21 protein-coding genes are annotated in these 22,732 nt (G+C 60.8%); 4 read left to right on the top strand and 17 right to left on the bottom strand.

Annotated elements, in window-relative coordinates; genetic code table 11:
* Nucleotide 1: 1 nt before the first annotated feature.
* The 13 genes from bamA to CO667_RS13460 all read right to left on the bottom strand — a co-directional run bounded on the left by bamA (nt 2) and on the right by CO667_RS13460 (nt 14,550).
* Complete coding sequence (gene bamA / locus CO667_RS13400) at nt 2-2,341, bottom strand: outer membrane protein assembly factor BamA (RefSeq protein ID WP_097618843.1); 2,340 nt, start codon at nt 2,339-2,341, stop codon at nt 2-4.
* A 197-nt stretch (nt 2,342-2,538) separates the two neighbouring features.
* Nucleotides 2,539-3,672 (bottom strand): RIP metalloprotease RseP, encoded by a 1,134-nt coding sequence (gene rseP, locus CO667_RS13405; protein WP_097618844.1) that lies wholly within the window; start codon nt 3,670-3,672, stop codon nt 2,539-2,541.
* Between the two features lie 28 nt (nt 3,673-3,700).
* Nucleotides 3,701-4,531 carry a phosphatidate cytidylyltransferase gene (locus CO667_RS13410; protein ID WP_097618845.1) on the bottom strand — a complete coding sequence of 277 codons (831 nt, stop codon included), beginning with the start codon at nt 4,529-4,531 and terminating at the stop codon, nt 3,701-3,703.
* Entirely contained in the window at nt 4,531-5,274 is a 744-nt protein-coding gene (locus CO667_RS13415; protein WP_097618846.1) for an isoprenyl transferase, read from the bottom strand. Before CO667_RS13415 ends, CO667_RS13410 begins: the two co-directional genes overlap by 1 nt.
* A gap of 37 nt (nt 5,275-5,311) precedes the next feature.
* A complete protein-coding gene (gene frr / locus CO667_RS13420) occupies nt 5,312-5,872 on the bottom strand; it encodes a ribosome recycling factor (RefSeq protein ID WP_097618847.1) in 561 nt (186 codons plus the stop codon).
* Nucleotides 5,873-6,140: 268 nt separating this feature from the next.
* Nucleotides 6,141-6,863: a UMP kinase gene (gene pyrH / locus CO667_RS13425; RefSeq protein ID WP_003573378.1), complete on the bottom strand. Its 723-nt coding sequence runs from the start codon at nt 6,861-6,863 to the stop codon at nt 6,141-6,143.
* A 96-nt stretch (nt 6,864-6,959) separates the two neighbouring features.
* Nucleotides 6,960-7,886: a translation elongation factor Ts gene (gene tsf, locus CO667_RS13430; protein WP_097618848.1), complete on the bottom strand. Its 927-nt coding sequence runs from the start codon at nt 7,884-7,886 to the stop codon at nt 6,960-6,962.
* A gap of 239 nt (nt 7,887-8,125) precedes the next feature.
* Nucleotides 8,126-8,893: a 30S ribosomal protein S2 gene (gene rpsB / locus CO667_RS13435; RefSeq protein WP_003573382.1), complete on the bottom strand. Its 768-nt coding sequence runs from the start codon at nt 8,891-8,893 to the stop codon at nt 8,126-8,128.
* Nucleotides 8,894-9,122: 229 nt separating this feature from the next.
* The gene (locus CO667_RS13440; protein WP_097618849.1) at nt 9,123-10,229 is read right to left on the bottom strand and encodes a substrate-binding domain-containing protein; all 1,107 of its coding nucleotides are present in this window, start codon (nt 10,227-10,229) and stop codon (nt 9,123-9,125) included.
* Nucleotides 10,229-10,846, bottom strand: coding sequence for a 5-bromo-4-chloroindolyl phosphate hydrolysis family protein (locus tag CO667_RS13445; protein WP_097618850.1), 618 nt, complete (start codon nt 10,844-10,846; stop codon nt 10,229-10,231). Before CO667_RS13445 ends, CO667_RS13440 begins: the two co-directional genes overlap by 1 nt.
* A gap of 7 nt (nt 10,847-10,853) precedes the next feature.
* Nucleotides 10,854-12,422: a VWA domain-containing protein gene (locus CO667_RS13450; RefSeq protein WP_097619002.1), complete on the bottom strand. Its 1,569-nt coding sequence runs from the start codon at nt 12,420-12,422 to the stop codon at nt 10,854-10,856.
* Between the two features lie 14 nt (nt 12,423-12,436).
* Nucleotides 12,437-13,513: a toxic anion resistance protein gene (locus CO667_RS13455; protein ID WP_097618851.1), complete on the bottom strand. Its 1,077-nt coding sequence runs from the start codon at nt 13,511-13,513 to the stop codon at nt 12,437-12,439.
* Nucleotides 13,514-13,713: 200 nt separating this feature from the next.
* On the bottom strand, nt 13,714-14,550 hold the full coding sequence (locus tag CO667_RS13460) for a cell envelope integrity EipB family protein (protein ID WP_097618852.1): 837 nt from the start codon (nt 14,548-14,550) through the stop codon (nt 13,714-13,716).
* A 136-nt stretch (nt 14,551-14,686) separates the two neighbouring features.
* Between CO667_RS13460 and CO667_RS13465 the strand changes: the two genes are divergently transcribed.
* The 4 genes from CO667_RS13465 to CO667_RS13480 all read left to right on the top strand — a co-directional run bounded on the left by CO667_RS13465 (nt 14,687) and on the right by CO667_RS13480 (nt 17,625).
* On the top strand, nt 14,687-15,157 hold the full coding sequence (locus CO667_RS13465; RefSeq protein WP_097618853.1) for a RidA family protein: 471 nt from the start codon (nt 14,687-14,689) through the stop codon (nt 15,155-15,157).
* Nucleotides 15,154-15,870 (top strand): glycerophosphodiester phosphodiesterase, encoded by a 717-nt coding sequence (locus CO667_RS13470; RefSeq protein WP_097618854.1) that lies wholly within the window; start codon nt 15,154-15,156, stop codon nt 15,868-15,870. Before CO667_RS13465 ends, CO667_RS13470 begins: the two co-directional genes overlap by 4 nt.
* Before the next feature lie 78 nt (nt 15,871-15,948).
* Nucleotides 15,949-17,139: a GNAT family N-acetyltransferase gene (locus tag CO667_RS13475; RefSeq protein WP_097618855.1), complete on the top strand. Its 1,191-nt coding sequence runs from the start codon at nt 15,949-15,951 to the stop codon at nt 17,137-17,139.
* A gap of 54 nt (nt 17,140-17,193) precedes the next feature.
* Nucleotides 17,194-17,625, top strand: a complete 432-nt coding sequence (locus tag CO667_RS13480; RefSeq protein ID WP_097618856.1) for an HIT family protein — start codon at nt 17,194-17,196, stop codon at nt 17,623-17,625.
* 2 nt (nt 17,626-17,627) lie between these two features.
* Here CO667_RS13480 and CO667_RS13485 read toward each other — a convergent pair whose 3' ends face one another.
* The 4 genes from CO667_RS13485 to CO667_RS13500 all read right to left on the bottom strand — a co-directional run bounded on the left by CO667_RS13485 (nt 17,628) and on the right by CO667_RS13500 (nt 22,606).
* Complete coding sequence (locus CO667_RS13485) at nt 17,628-18,794, bottom strand: MFS transporter (RefSeq protein WP_097618857.1); 1,167 nt, start codon at nt 18,792-18,794, stop codon at nt 17,628-17,630.
* A gap of 215 nt (nt 18,795-19,009) precedes the next feature.
* Nucleotides 19,010-21,502, bottom strand: a complete 2,493-nt coding sequence (gene clpA / locus CO667_RS13490; RefSeq protein ID WP_097618858.1) for an ATP-dependent Clp protease ATP-binding subunit ClpA — start codon at nt 21,500-21,502, stop codon at nt 19,010-19,012.
* A gap of 10 nt (nt 21,503-21,512) precedes the next feature.
* Nucleotides 21,513-21,863: an ATP-dependent Clp protease adapter ClpS gene (clpS, locus tag CO667_RS13495; RefSeq protein ID WP_097619003.1), complete on the bottom strand. Its 351-nt coding sequence runs from the start codon at nt 21,861-21,863 to the stop codon at nt 21,513-21,515.
* A 371-nt stretch (nt 21,864-22,234) separates the two neighbouring features.
* A complete protein-coding gene (locus CO667_RS13500) occupies nt 22,235-22,606 on the bottom strand; it encodes a phasin family protein (RefSeq protein ID WP_097618859.1) in 372 nt (123 codons plus the stop codon).
* Between the last annotated feature and the right edge of the window lie 126 nt (nt 22,607-22,732).

Consider the following 22,732-nt stretch of genomic DNA (forward strand, 5'->3'; position numbering starts at 1 on the left):
ATCAGAATTGGTTGTTGATGCCAAACTTGAAGTTCTGCGTCTTGTCGAAGTCTTCCTTGAGAACCGGGATCGCGTAATCCAGGCGCAACGAACCGAAGGGAGACTGCCAGACAACACCGACACCGACGGAAGCGCGCAGGGAGGCGTCTTCGCCATCGATGCCGTCGCCCCTCAGGTCAACGTCGTTGCCGAACAACGTGCCCGCGTCGGCGAAGACCGCGCCACGCAGGTTGAAGTCACGCGGGAAGCCCGGCATCGGGAAGGTCGCTTCGGCCGACGCCGTGAAATAAGTCGTACCACCCAGCGGATCGTCGTTGGTGCCGGAAACGCGCGGGCCGATACCCTTGTTTTCGAAGCCGCGAATGTCACCATTGGTCAGGGTGAACTGGTCGAAGACATTCAGGTGCTCCCCGAAGCCGACGACATAACCCGCCGAGGCCGAAACCGAACCGATGATATCGGCATCGTCTGCGAGCAGGTGGTAGTAACGGGCCTTGCCGTAGATCTTGTAGAACTGCGAATCGCCGCCGAGGCCGGCAATTTCCTGCGTCGCCGTCGCATAGATGCCTTCGCGCGGCAGGACCGTATCGTCGAGGGTGTTATAGGTCAGCGTCTGCGAGATGGAAGAACGCGTCCAAGGGCTGTCCTCAACGAGGTGCTGATACGGAGCGGACAGATCGGAAAGATCGTTATTGTCAGCGTCGTACTTCATCTGCTTGTAGTTATAACGGAAGGTCGTCGCCAGATCCTCGGTGATCGGCGCGGTGACGCGCAGGACGACGCTGGTTTCCTCGTAATCGTAGTTGTCATTGCTCGACGTTTCGCTGTGGTTGACGTCGAAGCCTGCCGCCAGGCGGTAGCCAAGGAAATAAGGTTCGGTGAAGCTGACGCCGTATGCGCGCGAGCCTTCCTGACCGCCGCCGGCCGAGATGCGGATGTACTGGCCGCGGCCGAGGAAGTTCTTTTCCTCGATCGAGGCTTCGAGCAGCAGGCCGTCGCCGCCGGCAGCATAACCCGCGCCGACACCGAACGAACCGGTCGACTGATCCTGTACGTCGACGACCACCACGACGCGGTCCGGGGAGCTGCCCGGCTGGGTGGAGATATTGACGGAAGAGAAGTAACCGAGCGCTTCGAGGCGGCGCTTGGCCTTGGTGATCATCTGCTGGTTGAAGGCGTCGCCTTCGCTCATATCGAATTCGCGGCGGATCACGTAGTCGCGCGTGCGGCTGTTGCCACGGATCTCGATGCGCTCGACATAGGCGCGCTCGCCCTGGTCGACCAGGTATTCGACACCGATCGTATTGTTGTTGAGGTCGCGGTTACCGCGCGGCGTGACGCGCGCAAAGGGATAACCGGCAGAAGCAACCTGATCGGAGATCGCCTCGATCGACTTCTGCACTTCCTTGGCGCTGTAGAGGTGACCCTCTTTCGTGCGCACGAGCGGCTGCAGCTGATCGGAGCCGACACCTTCGACCGTGGACTGAACGGTCACCGGTCCGAAGTCGTAACGCTGGCCTTCCTCGATGTTGAAAGTGAGCGTGTATTTGTTGGTCGCTTCATCGAAGGTGGCATCGGAAGAAACGATGCGCATGTCGGCGTAACCGCGATTGTAATAGAACTGGCGCAGCGCTTCCTCGTCGGCATGCAGCTTGTCATCGTTATAGACGTCCTTGCGGGTCAGGAACGACAGGAAGTTCGAACGCTTGGTCTGGATGACGGCAGCCAGGCGGCCGGCGCTGTAGGCATTGTTGCCGACGAAGTTGATCGAATCGATTTTGGTGCGGTCACCCTCGTTGATGACGAAGGCAAGGTTGACGCGGCCTTCGCCGAGCGGCACCACCTGCGTCGTGACTTCGACCTCGCTGCGGCCGGTGGCGGCATAAGCTTCCTTGATCGACTGGATGTCGGCCTGGATCTGGGTGTCGCTGTAGGGGCCGGCAGCGTGGGTCTGGACGATCGTCGCGAGCTTGTCGTCCTTGATCTTGCGGTTGCCGTTGAAGACGACCTGGTTGACCAGCTGGGCTTCCTGGACGTTGACAACAAGCGTGCTGCCGGAGACAGAGATCTTGACGTCGGAAAAGTAACCCGTCCCATAGAGCTGCTTGACCGAGGCATCGATATCGCTGTTCGAAAAACTCTTTCCGGGAGCGATGGTGAGGTTCGAGCGGACGGCTTCCGCGCCGACACGGCTTGCGCCGCGCACATCGATGCGCTGGATAACCGCGGCCTCAGCGGCGGTAGCGGAAACGAACGTCAAAGCACCTGCGCCCGAAGCAACAACACTAGCAGACAGCGCAACCGCCGATACTGCGTTCAAAAACTTTGAACCAGCCTTCATTTCACCTATTACCTTTGTTTCCCTCGTCCCCGTTGCCGGGAGAACCCGATTCCGGTCACGTGTGTCGTTTTACCCGCTTTTGACATACAAGCAAGCGAGGTCGTTAATTTCTGTTTACTTCATTTGCAAGCGTGACCCATTCGCCACTACAGCCTTGAAACATCGTAAATAAATAGTAATTCCCATGCCTTGCGCGTTTACCCTATCCACGAACCGATGTCGTTCCAGGTCGTGAAAACCATCAAAGTCAGTATCATCGCCAGGCCGATGCGAAATGCAATTTCCTGGGCCGCAGAGCCCAAAGGTTTGCCCCTCACCGCTTCCACCGCATAGAACATCAGATGGCCGCCATCAAGTACCGGAACCGGCATCAGGTTAAGCAATCCTATGGAAACCGACAGCATGGCGGCAAGCTGCAACACTGCGCCTATACCAAGCGTCGCCATCTGGCCCGAAGCTTGCGCCACGCGGATCGGTCCACCCAGTTGATCGGCCCGCATCGTTCCGGCGAAGATATTGCCGATATATTTGAAGGTGCCGGTGACGATATCCCGGGTCTGGATCACGCCCTCACGCAGCGCCTGGAGCGGCGTGTAGGTCTGCAGGCGGAAATTGCCGGCCTGCTGGTTGGTGACGATGCCGATCTGGCCGAGCTCGATCTTGTTGCCGAACTGGTCGGTCTGGTCCACGCGCTCCGGCACCATCGGCAGGTCGAGCTTCTGGCCGGCGCGCTCGACCGTCACGATGATCTTCTGGCTCGGGCGGATGCTGACATAGCGGCGCACATCGTCGAAGGTCTCGACCTTGCTGCCGTCGATGGCGACCAGAAGATCGCCGGGAAGGACGCCGGCGGCGGCAGCGGCGCCCTCCGGCTTGACCTCGGCGACGACGGGATCGGCGATCGTGCGGCCATAGACTGAGAAAAGAACGGTGAAGATGGCGATCGCCAGCAGAAAATTGGCGATCGGGCCGGCCGCAACAGTTGCGGCGCGTTTCCACAGCTTGGCGCCGGCAAAGGAGCGCGCCCGGTCCTCCTCGGACATGGCGGCAATCTGATCGCTGTCAGGCTTGCTCGAGGCATCCTCGTCGCCGAAGAAACGGACGTAGCCGCCAAGCGGGATCGCCGCAATCTTCCAGCGCGTTCCATGGCGGTCGGTGAAGCCGAATAGCTCCGGGCCGAAGCCGACGGAAAAAGCAAGGATGCGAATACCGCTCCAGCGCCCGACGAGGTAATGCCCCATCTCATGCACGAAGACGAGCAGCGAGAGCACGAGGATGAAGGTGACGATATTCCCCATCAGGAATGCGTATATACCAGCCATCACGTCCATGAGTTCCTTCCGTCGGGCTGCCGCGTCATCAGAGGCCGAACAATGCCGCTCCGAGCGACGTCATTTCGGCCCCCTTTATCAGGGAAAAAGCTCCAGCAAGCAAGAACGCCGAAAAACAGGCAAAAATCAGTCCGTCGACACGGTCCATGACGCCGCCGTGACCCGGAATGAGACGGCTTGAATCCTTGACGCCGAATTTTCGCTTGATGAAGGATTCGAACAGATCTCCCGACTGGCTGCAAACCGAGAGAACGAGTGCTGCGCCGGCGGCGATGAATTCCGCGCCCGGAATGAGAAAGTGGATAAGAACGACGCCGGCTGCGACCGCCGAAACGGCGCCGCCGATGGCGCCCGACCATGTTTTTCCCGGCGAGATCGAAGGGGCAAGCTTCGGTCCGCCAAGCGCCCTGCCGACGAAATAAGCCAGGATGTCGGTTGCCCAGACGACGGCAAAAACGAAGAGCATGGCGTAAAGGCCGGGCCGGTCATCGCTTCTGATCGCGGCGAGCGCCAGGCCGGTGGCGCCGGCATAAAACAGGCCGACCGGCAACCAGCGGCTGGTGCCGTGCAGGATGATCAGCGCTATGCCGACGGCCGTGACGCCGACCAGCATACCGGCGGCGAATTCGAAATGGCCGACAAGCACCAGGGAGGCGATCGCCGCCTGGCCGATCCAGCCGACGGTATTGGCGACCCAATCACGCGCGATGCCTGTTATTGTCGACCACTCATAATAGATCAGCAGGCCGATCACGGCCGCCAGAATGCGGAAGGTAAACCCGCCATACCAGGTGGCAGCAAGAACGATGGCCGCAAGAATCAGTCCTGAAACGATGCGGAGCTTCAATTCCCTCTGCATCAGGTGCCGACCGCGGCTGCCTGTGACGACAGGCCGCCGAAGCGCCGGTCGCGAGAGGCGAATTTCTCGAGCGCCTGGCGGAAGATCTCAGGGCTGAAATCCGGCCAGTATTCCGGAACGAAGATGAATTCCGAATAGGCGGCCTGCCAGAGCAGGAAGTTCGACAGCCGCTCCTCGCCGCTGGTGCGGATGATCAGATCCGGATCGGGAATACCCGCCGTGTCGAGACGGGCGTTGATCAATGCGGGCGTGATGTCCTGGGCCCGCAGGCGGCCTGCCTCGACGTCCCTCGCCAGGCTCACCACAGCCCGCGAGATCTCGTCGCGCGAACCGTAGTTGAAGGCGATGACCAGCGTCAGCGCCGTATTGTCCTTGGTCGTCTCCTCCGCCTCGAGCAACAGGCCGAGAATGTCGCTGCGCAGGCTGTGGCGGTCGCCGATCACCTTGATGCGCACGTTCTGGCGATGAAGCTCGGCAAGGTCACGCCGGATGAAAGCCTTGAGCAGACCGAGCAGATCGGAGACTTCGGCCTCCGGCCGGCGCCAGTTCTCCGAGGAAAAGGCAAAGAGGGTCAGATATTTTATGCCGACGGCACCAGCGGCGCGCACTGTCTCGCGGACCGCCTCAACGCCCTTGCGATGGCCCATGGTGCGCGGCAGGCCGCGCTGCTTGGCCCAACGGCCATTGCCGTCCATGATGATGGCAACATGCTCTGGCACAGTCACAAATACAGATTCCGACATTTCCCGTCCGGTCTTTCCAGGCAAAGGCACAGATCCACTAGACCTGCATGATTTCCTTTTCCTTCTCGCCAAGCAAGCGGTCGATTTCGGAAATCGTCTCGTCCGTCATCTTCTGTACACGTTCCGACTGCGCCCTGCCCTCGTCCTGGCCGATTACGCCATCCTTTTCGGCCTTCTTCAGGCCGTCCATGCCATCGCGGCGAACATGGCGAATCGCAACCTTGCTCTTTTCGGCATAATCATGAGCGACCTTGACGAGCGACTTGCGGCGCTCCTCGTTCAACTCCGGCAGCGGAATACGCAGGCTCTGGCCGTCGACGATCGGGTTGAGGCCGAGATTGGATTCGCGGATGCCGCGCTCGACGGCGCTGACCATCGACTTGTCCCAGACGGAGACCGACAGCATGCGCGGCTCGGGGACGGTGATGTTGGCGACCTGGTTCAGCGGCATGCGCGAACCATAGGCCTCGATCGTGACCGGATCGAGAATGTTGGCCGAAGCACGGCCGGTGCGCAGCGACGCGATGTCGCTCTTGAATGCGGAAACCGCGCCGTCCATGCGGCGCTTCAGTTCCTTGATGTCGGTACCTTCACTCATGTCGATGCTCCCGTATAAAGCGCGTCGCGATCTTTCAGATTCACTTGCCGCGCTTTAAGTCCTGGTTCTACGCATGTCGTTTTCGCAAAACCGCTGCACACTTTTGCGCGACATGCTCCAGAGCATGATGCCGAAAAGTGTCAGCGTCTTTCGGACGACATCATGCTCTAACTATTTAGTGTAGAACATGATTCAGATTTTAGGCCAAGCGGCCCAAGATCATCATGCTCCAGCGAGGGCTGCGCCTGATAAAGCGGCGCAGCTTATATCAGTTGTCGGAGACGATGGTCTTGAGGCCACCGCCCGTCAAGATTTCGGCAAAACCGCCTTTCTCGTGGATCGAGAAGACGATGATCGGAATGGAGTTCTCCCTGGCGAGCGCGACGGCAGCAACGTCCATCACCGCAAGCCCCCTGTCCAGCACTTCCTGGTGGGTCAGGCGGTCGAGGCGGGTGGCATCGGGATATTTCTTCGGGTCGGCGGTGTAGATGCCGTCCACCTGCGTGCCCTTGAAGATTGCTTGCGCACCCATTTCGGCAGCGCGCAGGGCGGCGGCGGAATCGGTGGTGAAGAAGGGGTTGCCGGTGCCGCCGGCAAAGATCACCACGCGTCCCATCGACAAATGGTAGAGGGTTGCGCGCTGCGAAAAGCTCTCGCAGATCTCCGGCATGGAGATGGCCGACAGCACCACCGTATCGATGTTCAGCTTGCGCAGCGAGGTCGCCAACGCCAGCGCGTTGATGATGGTGCCGAGCATGCCCATGTGGTCGCCGGTGACCCGGTCGCCGCCCTTGGACGCCACCGCGACACCGCGGAAGATATTGCCGCCACCGACGACGACTCCGACTTCCACACCCATATGCCTTGCTTCGGCGATATCGGATGCAATGCGGTCCGCCACCGCGACATCGATGCCGAAACCCTGGCTACCCATGAGTGCTTCGCCGGAAGCCTTGAGTAGAACGCGTTTATAGACAGGCTCTAAAGACATCTTGGCTCCTCGTAAATTGCGGTGAATGCCCGATACACGAAGGGCATCGCGTTGTCACGCGATGCCCTTCTTGTTTTCCCAATTATGGCTGGAAGATCAACCCTTGACGGCAGCCGCGACTTCGGCTGCGAAATCGGTCTCTTCCTTTTCGACGCCTTCGCCGAGCAGAAGACGGGCCATGCCGGCGACTTCGATCGGTGCGCCGACAGCCTTTTCAGCGTCCTTGATGGCAGCTGCGACCGTCAGATCCGGATTGATGACGAAAGCCTGCGAGAGAAGGGCGACTTCCTCGAAGAACTTGCGCATGCGACCTTCAACCATCTTCTCGATGATGTTGTCGGGCTTGCCGGAAGCGCGCGACTGCTCGATGAAGACGTTGCGCTCGCGCTCGGCGACGGCGGCATCGACTTCTTCCGGGCGGATCGCCAGCGGCGCGGTCGCAGCGATGTGCATGGCGACCTGACGGCCGATCGCGTTCAGGGCTTCCTTGTCGCCTGTCGACTTCAGCGCGACGAGAACGCCGAGCTTGCCGAGGCCGTCGGAAACAGCATTGTGAATATAGGTGGCGACGACGCCGTCCTCGACGGAGAGAGCGACTGAACGGCGCAGGTTCATGTTCTCGCCGATCGTTGCGATCGCATCCTTGATCGTGTCGGAAACCGACTTGCCGGATGCCAGATAAGTCGCAGCCGCAACGGCTTCGACGGTACCGTCTGTGGAGACGGCGACCTTGGCGATGCCGCGGACGAGATCCTGGAAGGCGTCGTTACGGGCGACGAAGTCGGTTTCGGAATTGACTTCGACGACGACGGCCTTGGTGCCCTGGCTCGCAACGCCGATGAGGCCTTCGGCGGCGGTGCGGCCGGACTTCTTGTCGGCCTTGGCGATGCCCTTGGCGCGCAGCCAGTCGATCGCCGCTTCCATGTCGCCGCTGGTTTCGGCAAGAGCCTTCTTGCAGTCCATCATGCCTGCGCCGGTCTTTTCGCGCAGTTCCTTCACCATTGCAGCCGTAATCTCGCTCATTAGCTTCCTCTTGTCGGTTCAAACGGTGGACCGCAAAGCGCGGCTCGGCACCGGATTGAGGCACGAAATGTACCTGTATGTATGACAGCGTGATGAAGACGCGTCATAACGAAACTTGTCTGGCGAAAGGTTTGGCCTTCGCCCTGAAACAGGCAAGGCCGCCGAACTTCGATGAGTCGCGAGCGGCCTTGTCCCAGTCTCTGTAAGCCTTGGCGGAGCTTTCGATCCGCCTGCTTTCATCAGCCTTCGGCTGCTTCCTCGAGAGCCGGCTCGACCGGAACTTCAGAGGAGGCGCCGAGATCGCGGCCGGACGAGCTCTGCTGACGCGCGATGCCGTCGATGGCGGCGCGGGAGATCAGCTCGCAGTAAAGGGCGATAGCGCGCGATGCATCGTCGTTGCCCGGGATCGGATAGTCGATCAGGTCCGGATCGCAGTTCGAATCGATGATGGCGACGACCGGGATGCCGAGGCGCTTGGCTTCGTCGATCGCGATCTTTTCCTTGTTGGTGTCGATGATGAACATCAGGTCGGGGGTGCCGCCCATATCGCGGATACCGCCGAGAGCCTTGTCGAGCTTTTCGCGCTCGCGCTCGAGGTTCAGGCGTTCCTTCTTGGTGAAGCCCTGGGCTTCGCCGTTGAGGATCTCATCGAGCTTGCGCAGGCGCTGGATCGAGTTGGAGATCGTCTTCCAGTTCGTCATCATGCCGCCGAGCCAGCGCGAGTTGACGTAGTACTGAGCCGAACGCTTGGCGCTGTCGGCGATGATCTCGGACGCCTGGCGCTTGGTGCCGACGAAGAGAACGCGGCCGCCGCGGGCAACGGTGTCGCTGACGACCTGAAGGGCGCGCGACAGCATCGGAACGGTCTGGGCCAGATCGATGATGTGGATGTTGTTACGATCGCCGAAGATGTACGGCTTCATCTTCGGGTTCCAGCGGTGCGTCTGGTGGCCGAAGTGGACGCCTGCTTCGAGAAGCTGGCGCATAGAGAAATCGGGCAATGCCATGCCTTTTTATCCTTTTCCGGTTGAACCTCCGCAAGGCGAACAGCATCTTCTTCGAAAATGCCACCGGGCGGAACGATCCGGATTTCTCCCGGACAATCCCATGCCTTACGTGTGGAATGGTGGTGCCCATACATTCCGTTCGGCATAAAAGCAAGGAAAACATTCCATTCCGCATAAAAACAGGGATCATGCCGAAGATCCGGCCGGCTACCCTGCCCTGCAATGCCCCTCAGCTTGCCAGCGTCGGCAGCAGCGACAACATGACACCGGCATCGGGCATCGGCAGGACGGCATCGACCTCGGTCGGCAGCAGGCCCGATATGGCGCCGTCGGTATTGCCCGTGACAGCTCCCAACGGACCGCGGAACCCGTGCCTCGTCCAGGCGAGCTCCTGCAGCCGCGGGCTCGCCAGCGCTTCAATCAGCCGGTTGGCGTTCTCATCGACGACGATCAACGGATGTGCGGAATAGACGGTCGGGCGCGGATAGAGCACCACCGGCTTTGCGCCGGGGCTCGTCTTGATGCGGTCCCAGCGCGCGGGATCAGCGAGGATCCATTCGACCAGCTGGTTCTCGTAGCCGACGATCATCGGCTCGCCGCCGAGGCCGCCGGCCAGATACTGGTCGAAAAGCTTGCCCGACGACGGCGACTTGAAGCCCATGTTGCGGAAGATCGCCTGCACCTTGCTGCCGAACGTCGCAAGATCGCCTGATATCGCGACATTGCCGCTGAAAAGGCTGAGCACCAGGCCAGCGAACATGAAGCCGGAATTGGAGCGGTTGGGATCGGTCGAGACGATCCGGGCGCGGCCATAGAGCGAGTTGACGCCGAGTTTCGACCAGTCGGCGCCGGCAAGGATCGCATCGAGCAGCGCCTTGAGATCAAGCTGGTGATGACCTTCGGTGCTGACCGTCACCAATCCGGCTTTCATCAGCCCATCGACCACGGGCTGCCAGGAATAGACGACGATCGGCGTATTCAGCACGACGCGGTCGTCGCGGATGCCAATGCCGTTCTGCCTGGCGATATCGACCATGATCGAAGAGGACGGCCAGAGGAATTGCGGATGCTGCGACAGCAATGCCTGTTCACGCACCATCTCGACGGAGCCGGCGACGCGGCTGTTCACCGTCAATCCGTAGGCACCGAGCGCCTTGATGACGTCCGGGTCGGCAAGGAGCGCCTCCTTCTCGCCGCCGACGAAGCCGAACAGCGTCGTGCGGGCGCCGAGCAGGCACTGCAATTCCGGCCGATCCCGGACGGCGAAATAACCGCCGGTGCCGACGACGCCGGCTCCGAGCAATCCCACTCCAAAGGCGCGACGAGAAAGGGTCATCAGCGTCCGATATCCTCTTTGAGCGATGCTTGAATGAGCCGCAGATCGGTGTCGAGCGTGCCGAGCGCCTCGTCGACCAGGCTGTCGGCATAATGGACAAAGGCCTCTTCGAGCTTCACCAGCACGGTGCGGACCTCCTCCAACTGCTTGGGGTCGGGGACGCGCTTGGCCTCGATGACGGCAAAACCTTCCGCCACCTCGGCCGCGCGCGGCAGATAGTAGGAGAGAAACCGCCGCACGGCATTGGCGCTCTCCGGCTTGGCCTCCACCTTGTGAAAGACATCGGCGGCGATTTCGGCAAGATGGCGGACTGCGGTTGCCATCTTTCGATCGCTGATCGTGTCGGCGGCGGTCTCCAGCCGCTCGGCAAAGGGAACGGCGGCTTCCAGCAGGTCGCGGGCAAAGGCGATGCGCCCGCTGCCGATGCTTTTGACATCTAGGCCTTCGAACAGCCGGCGCGGCGCCAACAGAATGACCAGGCCGGCAAAGACCAGAAGGGCGATGATGGCAGCGATAAAGAAGGGCATGCCGGCGACAAAGCTCAAGAGCGGCACGGTGATTGCCGCCACCAATCCCGCCACGATCCAGTTGCCGTCATTGCCGAGCCAGTTGCGCATGCCCGTCCTAATTATAGCCGCGCGCGGTGCGGAAGGCGGTCGCGAGATCCGAACCGCCGTCGAACACCCGCGCCGAGGTCAGCTTGGCGAGGCTGTCAAGCTGGGTCTTGTCGGCATCGCCAAATGTGATGCCGAAGATCGGCACATGCGGCTCGGTCGCGTTCCATTCGCTCATGAAGGCCTGGCTTCGATCGTCGGACTTGCCGTCGGTCATGATGATGATCGCGGGCAGATAAGTCGAGAGCCTGTCGGTTCCGGCGATCTGCTGCAGAGCCCGTTCGGCGCAGGCATACATGTCCGTGCCGCCACCGGCTCTTTGCAGGGAAATCTCGTGCAGCAGGCCTTCCTGCTCCAGCGGATTTCCGCTGGCCATGAAAGTATTGCGCACGCTGCTATCGAAAGGAATGACGATGATCTGGTCGGCGGGCGACCATTGCACCAGCACCTTGCTCGCTTCGTCTGGAGTCAGCAGGAAACGCATCGCCTTCTGCAGCTGGTCCTCGCCATTCCCCTGCATCGAACCGGAGAAATCGAGGCAGAGCGCGGTCAGCGACGGTTTGCGAAGCGCCGCCTGATAAAGCGTGAGCGCCTGGCGGATGACGCCCGGCTCCGGCATGCGGATCGCCGTCACCAGCCGGGCCGGATCGAAATTCCAATTCGGTTCCGGTTTGGCGGTAACGCCGGTCAGCGGGATGCGCCGGCCGGTATCGGCGATGCGCTGCTGCACGGGGGCCGAACGGAGATAGGCAAGCAGATCATTGAAGAAGGTCTGGACTTCAGGCCCACGACCATGATCGACGAAGCCGAGCGGCGAATCCGCCATGGCTACGCCATCGGCCGGATAGATCGCGTAAAGCGGCTCCTGCGACAAAGCAGCAAGCTTGTCGTTGGTCTCCTTCAGGACAGCCTCGTAATTCCACATGGCGTCGTAGACCGTGCCCTTGCCGGCGGATTCGACATAGAGATCGGCAAGCCAGCCGGAAGAGCCGGAAGAGCGCACGACACCCGACAGCAGCGACCGGACGCTCTCCTGAACGTTTTTGTCGTCGAGATCGCCGGGTTCGATCACCGGCTTGTTGCCGAGTGCGCTCGACAACATGGCAAGATAGGCGCTGGCGCCCGAGTTGGATTGCGTCGCCGAGGTCATCAGGAATTTCAGCGATCCGTTTTCGACGGCGGCGAGAATGTCCTTCATGAACACATCCCTGCCGATCCAGCCGAGCTGCTGCGCCTTCGATCTGCGCACGCCGAGGACCACCGGCGTCTGGGCGATCGAGGTCAGGCTCTTGACGCGACGCTTGGTGTCGAACATGTCGACCCAGACGCTGGAGGCCGGCCAGACCGCATCCTGCTCGACGCCCTGATCACTCTGCAGCGCCAGGCCGATATCGAGCGTACCTTCATATTTGAAGGTGCAGGTGGCGTTCTTCTGCTTGCAGAATTCCTCGACGATCGGCTGCAGAACAGTGTTCTCCGATCCCGATACGATCGAAAACTCCGGCCCCTGGCCGTAGAGATTGCAGCCGGCCAAGGGCAAAGCGGCAAGAAGCGTCAGGCCAGAAAGCAGTGCTCGCATCGTCATCCTGCCGATCACGCCTGGGTCATCGCCTTCTTGAGTTCGATCGTCATCTGCTCCATCTGCTGCTCGGCGAGCCCCCGCTTCCGACGCCCCTCCTCCTGCACCTGCAGTACGCCGGATATGGTGTCGATCAGATCTCTGTTTGCCTTGGCAAGCGTGTCGATATCGACGATGCCGCGCTGCGACTGCTGCTCGATTGCGATCGCCTGATCCTTCATCATCTCGGATGCCTGACGGATCATGTCATTGGTGGCGTCGGTCACCGCCTTCTGCAGCTCGAGCGCCGATTTCTGCCGCGTCAGGCCGAGCAGGATCACCATCTTCTGCTTCCAGGCCGGCACCGTCAGCGCCGACGTCGCCTGCAGGTTCTCGATCAGCGTCTCGTCGCCCGCCTGGACGATGCGGATCTGCGGCAATTGCTGGATGCCGAGCTGGCCGGCCTGCTGCAAATAGAAGACCCGCTTTTCCAGCCGGTCGAGCGCCTGCAGGCTGTCCTGATAGGTCTGTGCCTCCAGCATGCCGCCGCCGGGGCCGGTCGCTGCCGCTTCGGCTTGCGCCTTCAGCCTCGGCAGATCGACGTTGCGAAACCGCTCGGCGAAAGTCTTGCCGGCCTGGACATAGGCCTCGAGCCGCATGATCGATTGCTTGGTTTCCTCGTGCAGATCGTCGAGCAGCGCGATGTCGCGCCGCAGCGTATCCTTGTGACGGTCGAGCTCCAGGCCGATCCGGTCGATCTGGCCGGCGACGTCCTCAAACTCCGCCTTGAACCGTTCTAGGCGCGCCTTGGCGGAGAGGAATATGCGGCTGAGAAAACCCTTGTCCTTCAGCGACGCCGGATCGAGGCTCTTCGACTTCAGGATGATGTCTGTCAACAGGCGGCCGATCTCACCGAGATCCTTGTTGCGAACCTCGCGCAGGATCCTGTCGGCATAGTCGCTGACCGACTGCTGGGCGCGGTCGCCATAGACCGAGATGCCGGCGCGGTCGGTGATGTCGATGCTATCGGATATGCGGGCAATTTCCGCCGGGTCGGCAGCGACAACCGGCAGGGCGGCGTTTTGAACAGTCGCGAGATCGGTATCGGCCATCGGTAGGGCTTTCCAGGCTTGCGGGCATAATTGTCTGGAAGCCCATCTTCGCAATAAATAGGCCCCATCGCGATGGACTGGCCGCTAGGATCGCACCGACCCGAAAAACAGGACGACAGAAGGCGACTCAATCATCGCTGGTCGCCGCACCATAGTGAACTTTATGATACAGTTTTATGACAGTCGAAAAACCCGTGCGCCTATTTGCAAACCTCGGAGTTGCGGTCGAGCAACTCCAGCTTGGCGAGCTTGCCAGTCAGGACGAAATCGCCGTAATCCATCGTCAGGTCGCGGGTGATGCCGTTCTCATAGAGCTTGAAGGACATGCGGTAGACCGGCAAAGCATCCGATTTCGCATTCTCGTTGAAATAGGCGATCGTCACCGGCCAAAAGGCCGTTTTTGAGAAGGCGCCGGCATTGCCGGCATCGGCCTCCTCGGCAATCGGCGTCTGCTGCTTGCCGACGATCGTCGTCGTTACCAGCGATTTGTCGCCGTCGTCGGAGCCGTCGAAGACGCGCGCCTCGAAGAAGCGCTTGCCGTCCTTGGCGTTCTGGATCACGTCGAGCATGTGTTCGGTGGGAAAGCGGCTTTCGGCAAGCTGCAATTCGCGGCTCGACGGCTGCTTGAGATCGACCTTGACGCCATCCGGCTGATCCTGAGCCGCACCGTTGACCTCCTTGTCGAGCTGTTCGTCGGTGAAGGATTTGGTGTCGAAGGTGAACTTGCCGTCCTTGAGATTCTCGAAGGTCTTCGTCTGCTGGTCGCTGACACGCACACTGTCGCCGGTGTCGATCTGCGTCACGAAGCGGAAATTGGTGGTGAAGCCCTGGCAATAGCTGCCGTCGAACTCATAGACCATGCGACCGTACATGCCGGCGATGCCGGAGCGGTCCGACGCGTCCTTCAGTTCCAGATCGTAGACCGCGCGATGTGCGACGAGGCCGGTCGCGATCGCAGCGCTTACCGCGGGCGCAGCCGCCCATGCATTGGCGGAAACGCTGGCGAAAAGCAGAGCGACAAGACCTGATCGGAACATTCATTAACTCCTGTTGGACTCGGTCGCGATGTTATAAGAACGCTTTCGGCCAAATCGAGGCTCGAACCTGTCATATTAAAGATTCTAGTCTTGATGCATAATTTTTGAAGAATTGACAACAAAAGCGGAGACGAAAATGTCCGATGAAATTGCATCACGCCTGACTGAGATGGGGATAACCCTGCCCGAAGCCGCAGCACCTGCTGCAAATTACGTTCCCTACGTCATCAGCGGCAATCTTCTCTATATCTCCGGCCAACTACCGCTCGAAGGCGGCAAGGTCGCGGTTACAGGCCATCTCGGCAAGACCGTCGACGTCGCGAGCGGCCAGCGCGGCGCCGAACTCTGCGCCATCAACATCCTTGCCCAGGCGAAGGCGGCACTGGGCGGTGATCTCGGCCGCATCCGGCGCGTCATCAAGCTGAACGGCTTCGTCGCCTCGGCGCCCGACTTCGTCGAGCAGCATCTCGTCATCAACGGCGCTTCGAACCTGATTGCCGGCGTGCTCGGCGAGGCCGGCAAACATGCGCGTGCCGCCGTCGGCATGGCCGCCCTGCCGCTGAACGCCGCCGTCGAAATCGATGCTATCATGGAAATCGCAGAATGACCAATGCAGCCTGGATCAGGGACCTGCCGGTCGCCCACCGCGGCTATCACGACCTCAACCGACTCGTCTGGGAAAATACGCTTTCGGCCTTCGCGCGCGCCGTCGAAGCCGGCTTTGCGATCGAGTGCGATCTGCATTACGCCTCCGACGGCGTACCGGTCATCTTTCACGACGAGGACCTGCAGCGCCTCTGCAATCTGAATGGCGACATCCGCGAGCGCACCTCCAGGGAACTCGGGCTGATCGCCGTCGGCAGCACGAGCGACAAGGTGCCGACGCTCCGCCAGCTCCTCGATCTCGTCCAGGGCAAAGTGCCGCTGGTGCTGGAGCTCAAGGGCCGCGAGGCCGATGACGAGGGTTTTGCCGAGGCCGTGCTCGAGGTGCTTGAAGGCTATGAGGGCAAGGTGGCGCTGATGAGCTTCGACCATTGGCTGCTGCGCGATCTGAAGGCACTCGGCTCACCTTACCCGCTCGGGCTGACCGCCAACGGCAACACGCCGGAGGAGTTCAGGACGCATGCGGATGCGATGGAGATCGGTCTCGATTTCATCTCCTATTATTATGAAGAGCTGCCGAACGCCTTCATCACAGGCGAACGGGAAAAGGGCATTCCCGTCATCACCTGGACGGTGCGCGACGAAGAGGCGCGCCGGCGGACCTTCGCCAACGCAGACCAGATGACCTTCGAAGGTTTCGATCCGCGTGCGGTTTGACGCTCGCTTTTTGGCCAAGATCATGCGCAGACTGAAACAGAGCCGAGACCATCCTCCCACAGGCTTCGCATCTGCCGCATGACTGACGAACTATCCATTCGCGTAGAACGCTCCTTCACCGCGATTTCCCCGGAGAGCTGGTCCAGGCTTTCCGGGGCGTCGAAGACTTGCAGCACGCTTGCCTACAACCCCTTCGTTTCGCACGCCTTTTTGTCGTCGCTGGAGGAATCCGGCTCGGCCAGCGCCGAGGCCGGCTGGCTCGGCCATCACCTGCTGCTCGAGACCGATCGCGGCGATCTGATCGGCGCCCTGCCCGGCTATCTCAAGAACCACAGCCAGGGCGAATATGTCTTCGACCATGGCTGGGCCGATGCCTTCGAGCGAGCCGGCGGCCGTTATTATCCCAAGCTTCAATGCTCTATTCCGTTCACGCCGGCGACAGGCCCGCGTCTTCTCGTCGCAGAAGGCTTGCCGCGCCTGCCGATTCAGAGCGCGATCGCCGAAAGCCTGAAGGAGGTCGTGCGCCGGCTCGGCATTTCCTCGGCCCATATCACCTTCGTGCCCGATGAGGAGATCGGCGTCTTCGAAATGGACGGCTATCTGCACCGCACCGACCAGCAGTTCCATTTCATCAATGACGGCTATGCCGATCACGAAGCGTTTCTCGAAACGCTCGCCTCGCGCAAACGCAAGGCGCTGCGCAAGGAGCGCCGCGCCGCCCTCGAAAACGGCATCAGCATCGACTGGCTGACCGGCCGCGACCTGACGGAACGCATCTGGGATCAGTTCTTCAAGTTCTACATGGATACCGGCGGACGCAAATGGGGCCGGCCCTACCTCACCCGCAAGTTCTATTCGCTGATCGGCGAGCGCATGGCCGACGACATCCTGCTGGTCATGGCCAAGCGCGACGGGCGCTATATCGCCGGCGCGATCAATTTCATCGGCGGCGACACGCTCTATGGCCGTCACTGGGGCTGTATCGAGGATCATCCCTTCCTGCATTTCGAAGTCTGCTATCACCAGGCGATCGACTTCGCTCTTTCGAAAGGGCTGAAACGGGTCGAGGCCGGCGCCCAGGGCGAACATAAGCTCGCCCGCGGTTATCTGCCGGTGACAACGCATTCGGCCCATTATGTCGCCCATGCCGGCCTTCGCCGGGCGATCGGCGACTATCTCGCCCGCGAGCGCGCTGATGTCGAGCATATGAGCGAGGTGCTCACCGAGCACAGCCCTTTCCGCAAGGGCGAGCGCCAGCAGGAGGATTGACGCCGCCCCGCCGGCCGCGTTACCCGATCAATGAGGACATGAGGAGATTTCGCGATGACCAGCCCGGCCGACTATGACGACAACAACATCTTCGCCAAGATCCTGCGCGGCGAAATCCCCTCGCACCGGATCTATGAGGACGCGCATACCGTCGCCTTCATGGATGTGATGCCGCAGGCGCCGGGCCACGTGCTCGTCGTTCCCAAAGCGGCATCGCGCAATATCCTCGATGCCGATCCAGCCACCCTCGCCCATGCGATATCAGTCGTTCAGAAGATCGCTGTTGCGGTCAAGGACGTCTTCGACGCCGACGGCGTGTTCATCGCCCAATTTAACGAACCGGCGGCAGGACAGACGGTCTTTCATCTGCATTTCCACGTCATCCCGCGCCATGAAGGCGCAGCGCTCAAGCCGCATTCCGGCAAGATGGAAGATGGCGCCGTGCTTGCCGCCAATGCCGAAAAGATCAGGGCGGCACTGGCGTAAGGTCATTCGGCCGGCGCTGGTCGCAGCCTCATGGCGTTCAGTTGCAGCAGAACCGCGAAAGCCGCCATGCTCAGCCCGCCGAGAACCGCGAACGTCGCCTGCGCCCCGATAGCGGCCATCAGCGCCGCTATGCCAGGCGGGGCGAGCGCGTTGATCAGGTTCATCGGCAGGGCGATGGTTGCCATCGCGGCGGTATAGTCGGCCTTCTCGAAGAAAACGAGCGGCATCGTCGCCCGGGCCACGGCAAAGGCACCGCTGCCGACCCCGAACAGGGTGAGGTAACCGCCCATCGACAGAATACCGGCGCCGCCGATCCAGATCGTAGCCAGCCCCATCGGGATCATCGCACCAGAGACAATTGCGGTGGACAATCCGTCCCATTTGCGCCCGCCCAGAAGGTCGATCACACGCCCGCCGACCTTGAAGACCCCCAGGAGCGAGGCAATCGCGACGGCGCCGGCAAGGTCCATCCCCATCGACTGCAAGAGCTTGATTCCCACGGCCTCGACGCCGAAAGTGACAAAACTGTTCAAGGCGATGGCGGCAACCAGCAGGATGAAGACAGATCCCCACCGCCCGCGTCTCGCCTGAGCGGTCTTGACGGTCGCAGCCTCGGTCGCCGGCAGGGCGAACAGAACCAACGGGCAGACGATCAAACCCATGACACCTGCATAACAGACGAAAACCCCTCGCCAGCCGATCAGATGGTCGAGAAAGGCGGTTATGGGCCAGAAGACGCTGCCTGCCAAACCTGTCACCAGCATCAGTGTTCCAATCAGGCTGCGCGCCCGATCCTCCGCATATTCCGCGACATAGGCATAGGCCGCTGTCGTCAGGAACATCGCGCCTGCCAGCCCGGTCAGCGCCCAGGCGACCCAGAAAACCGGCAGGCTGGGAGAGAGCGCGAGCAGGCCGAGACCCAGCCCGATCAGGCCTGCTCCCGCCGCCATGACCCGACGCGTTCCAAACCGGCGAAATGCGCGGCCGGCAAAGGGCGCGGCAAGCCCCATGGCGACAAACATCACCGAGGTTCCCAGAAAGACCGACGGCAGAGAGGCTCCGAATTCCGCCGCCACCGGTGTCGCAATCACGGGCAGGACGCCGACCACGCCCCAGCCGGTAATCTGGGTCAACGCGAGAACAAACAGGACGAGGAAATGACGTTGCATTCGTCCACTCGTAGGTCCGCAGTATGACACTCTCATAACAGCCGCGAAGGCGCAGCAGTTACATCTCGGTGGTCAGAACGACGCGCGGCGCTCAAGGCATGGTCCGCCATAGGGTCGCATTTCACCTGAAGCACAATGCCGGTTCCGTGGGAGAAAAGTCCCAAAAACGAAAAAGGCCGCGGGTGACGCGGCCTTTTTCATTCTGCGAGGAAAGCTTACTTCTTGCGCGGCACCTTCGGAACCGTGCTTCCCTTCTTCGGGGCGTCGCGGACTTCGGGCTCGGCCTGCGGCACGGGCTTGGCGCGGGCCTTGGGCGCTGCCTTCGTCTTCAGTTCGCCATCGCCCTCATCGCCGGTTTCGGGATGTACGACCTCAGCTTCCGGCTTCGGCTTGATCGGCGCGGTATCCGGAATGGCTTCCAGCACGATACCGGGCTTGCCGTCTTCCTTCGGACCGACGGTGACGTTGACAACGCCGCCCTTCTTCAGCTTGCCGAAGAGGATCTCGTTGGCCAGCGGCTTCTTGATCGTGTCCTGGATCACGCGGGCAAGCGGGCGGGCGCCCATCTTCTCGTCGTAACCCTTTTCCGCCAACCAGGCGATCGCGTCCTCATGCAGGTCGAAGGTGACGTTCCTTTCGGAAAGCTGCGCCTCCAGCTGCATGATGAACTTCTGCACGACCTTGTGAATGACAGCCGTCGGCAGCGCCGCGAAGGGAATGATCGCGTCGAGACGATTGCGGAACTCCGGCGTGAAGAGACGGGTCAGCGCCTCCTCGTCCTCGCCGGTGCGCTTGGACGAGCCGAAGCCGATCGCCGCCTTGGCCATCTCCGAAGCGCCCGCATTGGTCGTCATGATCAGGATGACGTTGCGGAAGTCGATCTTCTTGCCGTTATGGTCGGTCAGCGTGCCGTGGTCCATGACCTGCAGCAGGATATTGTAAATGTCGGGATGCGCCTTCTCGATTTCGTCGAGCAGCACCACGCAATGCGGGTGCTGGTCGACGCCATCGGTGAGAAGACCGCCCTGATCGAAACCGACATAGCCGGGAGGTGCACCGAGCAGCCGCGAAACCGTGTGCCGCTCCATGTATTCGGACATGTCGAAGCGCAAAAGCTCGACGCCGAGCGAAGAGGCCAGCTGCTTTGCCACTTCCGTCTTGCCGACGCCCGTCGGACCGGAGAAGACATAAGAGCCGATCGGCTTGTTCGGTTCACGAAGGCCGGCGCGCGCCAGCTTGATCGAGGTCGAAAGCGCTTCGATGGCGATATCCTGGCCATAGACGACCGAGCGCAGTTCCTGCTCGAGATTGGCAAGCACCGCTTCGTCGTCCTTGGAGACGGTCTTCGGCGGAATGCGCGCCATCGTCGCGACCGTTGCCTCGATCTCCTTTTCGGTGATCAGCTTGCGACGCTTCGACGGCGGCAGCAGCATCTGGGCCGCACCCGTTTCGTCGATCACGTCGATCGCCTTATCCGGCAACTTGCGGTCAGAGATGTAGCGGGCCGAGAGTTCGACGGCCGACTTGATGGCGTCGTTCGAATACCTGAGATGGTGATACTCTTCGAAATAGGGCTTCAGCCCCTTCATGATCTCGATTGCATCATCGATCGACGGTTCGCTGACGTCGATCTTCTGGAATCTGCGGACCAGCGCCCGGTCCTTCTCGAAGAACTGGCGGTATTCCTTGTAGGTGGTCGATCCGATGCAGCGGATCGCGCCCGACGACAGGGCCGGCTTCAGGAGGTTCGATGCATCCATCGCGCCGCCCGAAGTGGCGCCGGCGCCGATTACCGTATGGATCTCGTCGATAAAGAGCACGGCGCCCGGATATTCTTCCAGTTCCTTGACGACCTGCTTCAGGCGTTCCTCAAAATCGCCGCGGTAGCGTGTACCGGCCAAGAGCGTGCCCATGTCGAGCGAGAAGATCGTCGCATCGGCGAGGGCTTCGGGAACCTTGCCTTCGACGATGCGCTTGGCAAGGCCTTCGGCAATCGCCGTCTTGCCGACGCCGGGATCACCGACATAGAGCGGATTGTTCTTCGAACGGCGGCACAGGATCTGGATGGTGCGGCTGACTTCGGCGTGACGGCCGATCAGCGGGTCGATCTTGCCGCCCTTGGCCTTCTCGTTGAGATTGACGCAGTAGGCTTTCAGCGCATCCTGCTGCTTCTTGGGACCGCCCTCTTCCTCGCCGCCGCGCGCCGTCGGCTTGCTGCTTTCGGCTTCCTCCTCGGCACCGCGCGGCGGGCGCGCTTCCGAAGCGCCCGGGCGCTTGCCGATGCCGTGGGAGATATAGTTGACGGCGTCGTAGCGGGTCATCTCCTGCTCCTGCAGGAAATAGGCGGCATGGCTTTCGCGCTCGGCGAAGATCGCGACGAGCACATTGGCGCCGGTCACCTCTTCGCGGCCGGAGGATTGCACGTGGATGACCGCACGCTGGATGACGCGCTGGAAACCGGAGGTCGGCTTCGAATCCTCGTCATAACCGGTGATCAGATTGGAGAGTTCATTATCGACATATTCGACGAGCGTCTTGCGCAGCGCGTCGAGATCGACATTGCAGGCGCCCATGACCGCGGCCGCATCGGCATCGTCGATCAGGGCGAGCAGCAGATGCTCGAGCGTCGCATATTCGTGGTGCCGCTCGTTGGCAAAGGTCAGTGCCTGATGGAGCGCCTTCTCTAAACTAGGCGAAAATGTTGGCACGTTCAGATCCTCACTTCTTTTCCATGACGCATTGCAGCGGATGCTGGTGCTGCCGAGCGAAGTCCATCACCTGGCCGACCTTCGTTTCCGCTACCTCGTATGTGAATATTCCGCATTCGCCGACGCCGTGGTTATGGACATGGAGCATAATGCGGGTGGCACTTTCACGATCCTTTTGAAAAAAACGCTCCAGAATATGGATGACGAATTCCATGGGAGTGTAGTCGTCATTCAAAAGCAGCACGCGATAGAGATTGGGCTTCTTGGTCTTCGGCTTGGTGCGTGTGATGACCGAGGTTCGATTTCCGTTCTCCCCGTTCCTTTCGCTGTCGTTCTGCATCCGGATCGGCTTTGCGATCATTGTCATTCATTCCTCAAGCAATCCGGCGGAGCATGGGAGGGTGCTTTTCCCGCCGAATATCTGAAACACTAACTTAGTTCATAATAGGCCGATTTTAAGCCCCCTGTCAGTCACTGCAATCAAGAAATGGCCGGCATGCACGGGAAAGACCAAAAAAGTCCCCAAAGCATGTCGCGCAACGCCGTGCAGCGGTTTTGCCGCAACGACATGCGTAAAAACAAAGACCTAAAGCGCGAAGAGCGAATCTGAAAGATTGCGACGCGCTTTCGCCGATCCATGCGGACGCTGTGGCGAAAGTGGAAACAAAAAAGACCGGCTACAGATGCGTAGCCGGTCCCGGTATTTCAATATATAGCGCAGGTTGCGCTAATTCATGCGGCTGCAGGCGTTGCCGGCTGCGCCTGCCGGGGTGTCTTGGCGACGGCAGTGGTGATCGGCGCCTCATAGGGCTTGTAAGCGGATTTGGCGAGATCGGCATACATTTCGCCGAGTTTCGTCGTCTCGGAAACCAAGCCTTCGAAATACGACTTGACGTAGTTAGTCTGAAGTTCGAAAGCGGCCTCGAAGCTCTTGACGCCGGCCAGCGTTTCGAAATGCGTCACCGCGTCCTGAAAGGATTTCTTCGAATAGTCAGCGGCTTCGGCGGCGATCGCCTGGAATCCCCTGGTCGTGTCGGAATAGGTTTTCAGCGCCGTATCGACGGCTTCCTTGCTCTTCCTGTTTGCATCGTCAAAGTTGAACATGACCGTCCTCCGTTGGGCTGTGGGATGGCGGCAGGGTAGCCGCAACGCACAAATAGTCAAGTAGTCTTGTGCGCCGCAAAACACCCAAAAGTTGTGTTACAACAATAAAACAGAGAATGCGCGCCG

The sequence above is a fragment of the Rhizobium sp. L43 genome, from assembly GCF_002531725.1.
Lineage (GTDB): Bacteria > Pseudomonadota > Alphaproteobacteria > Rhizobiales > Rhizobiaceae > Rhizobium.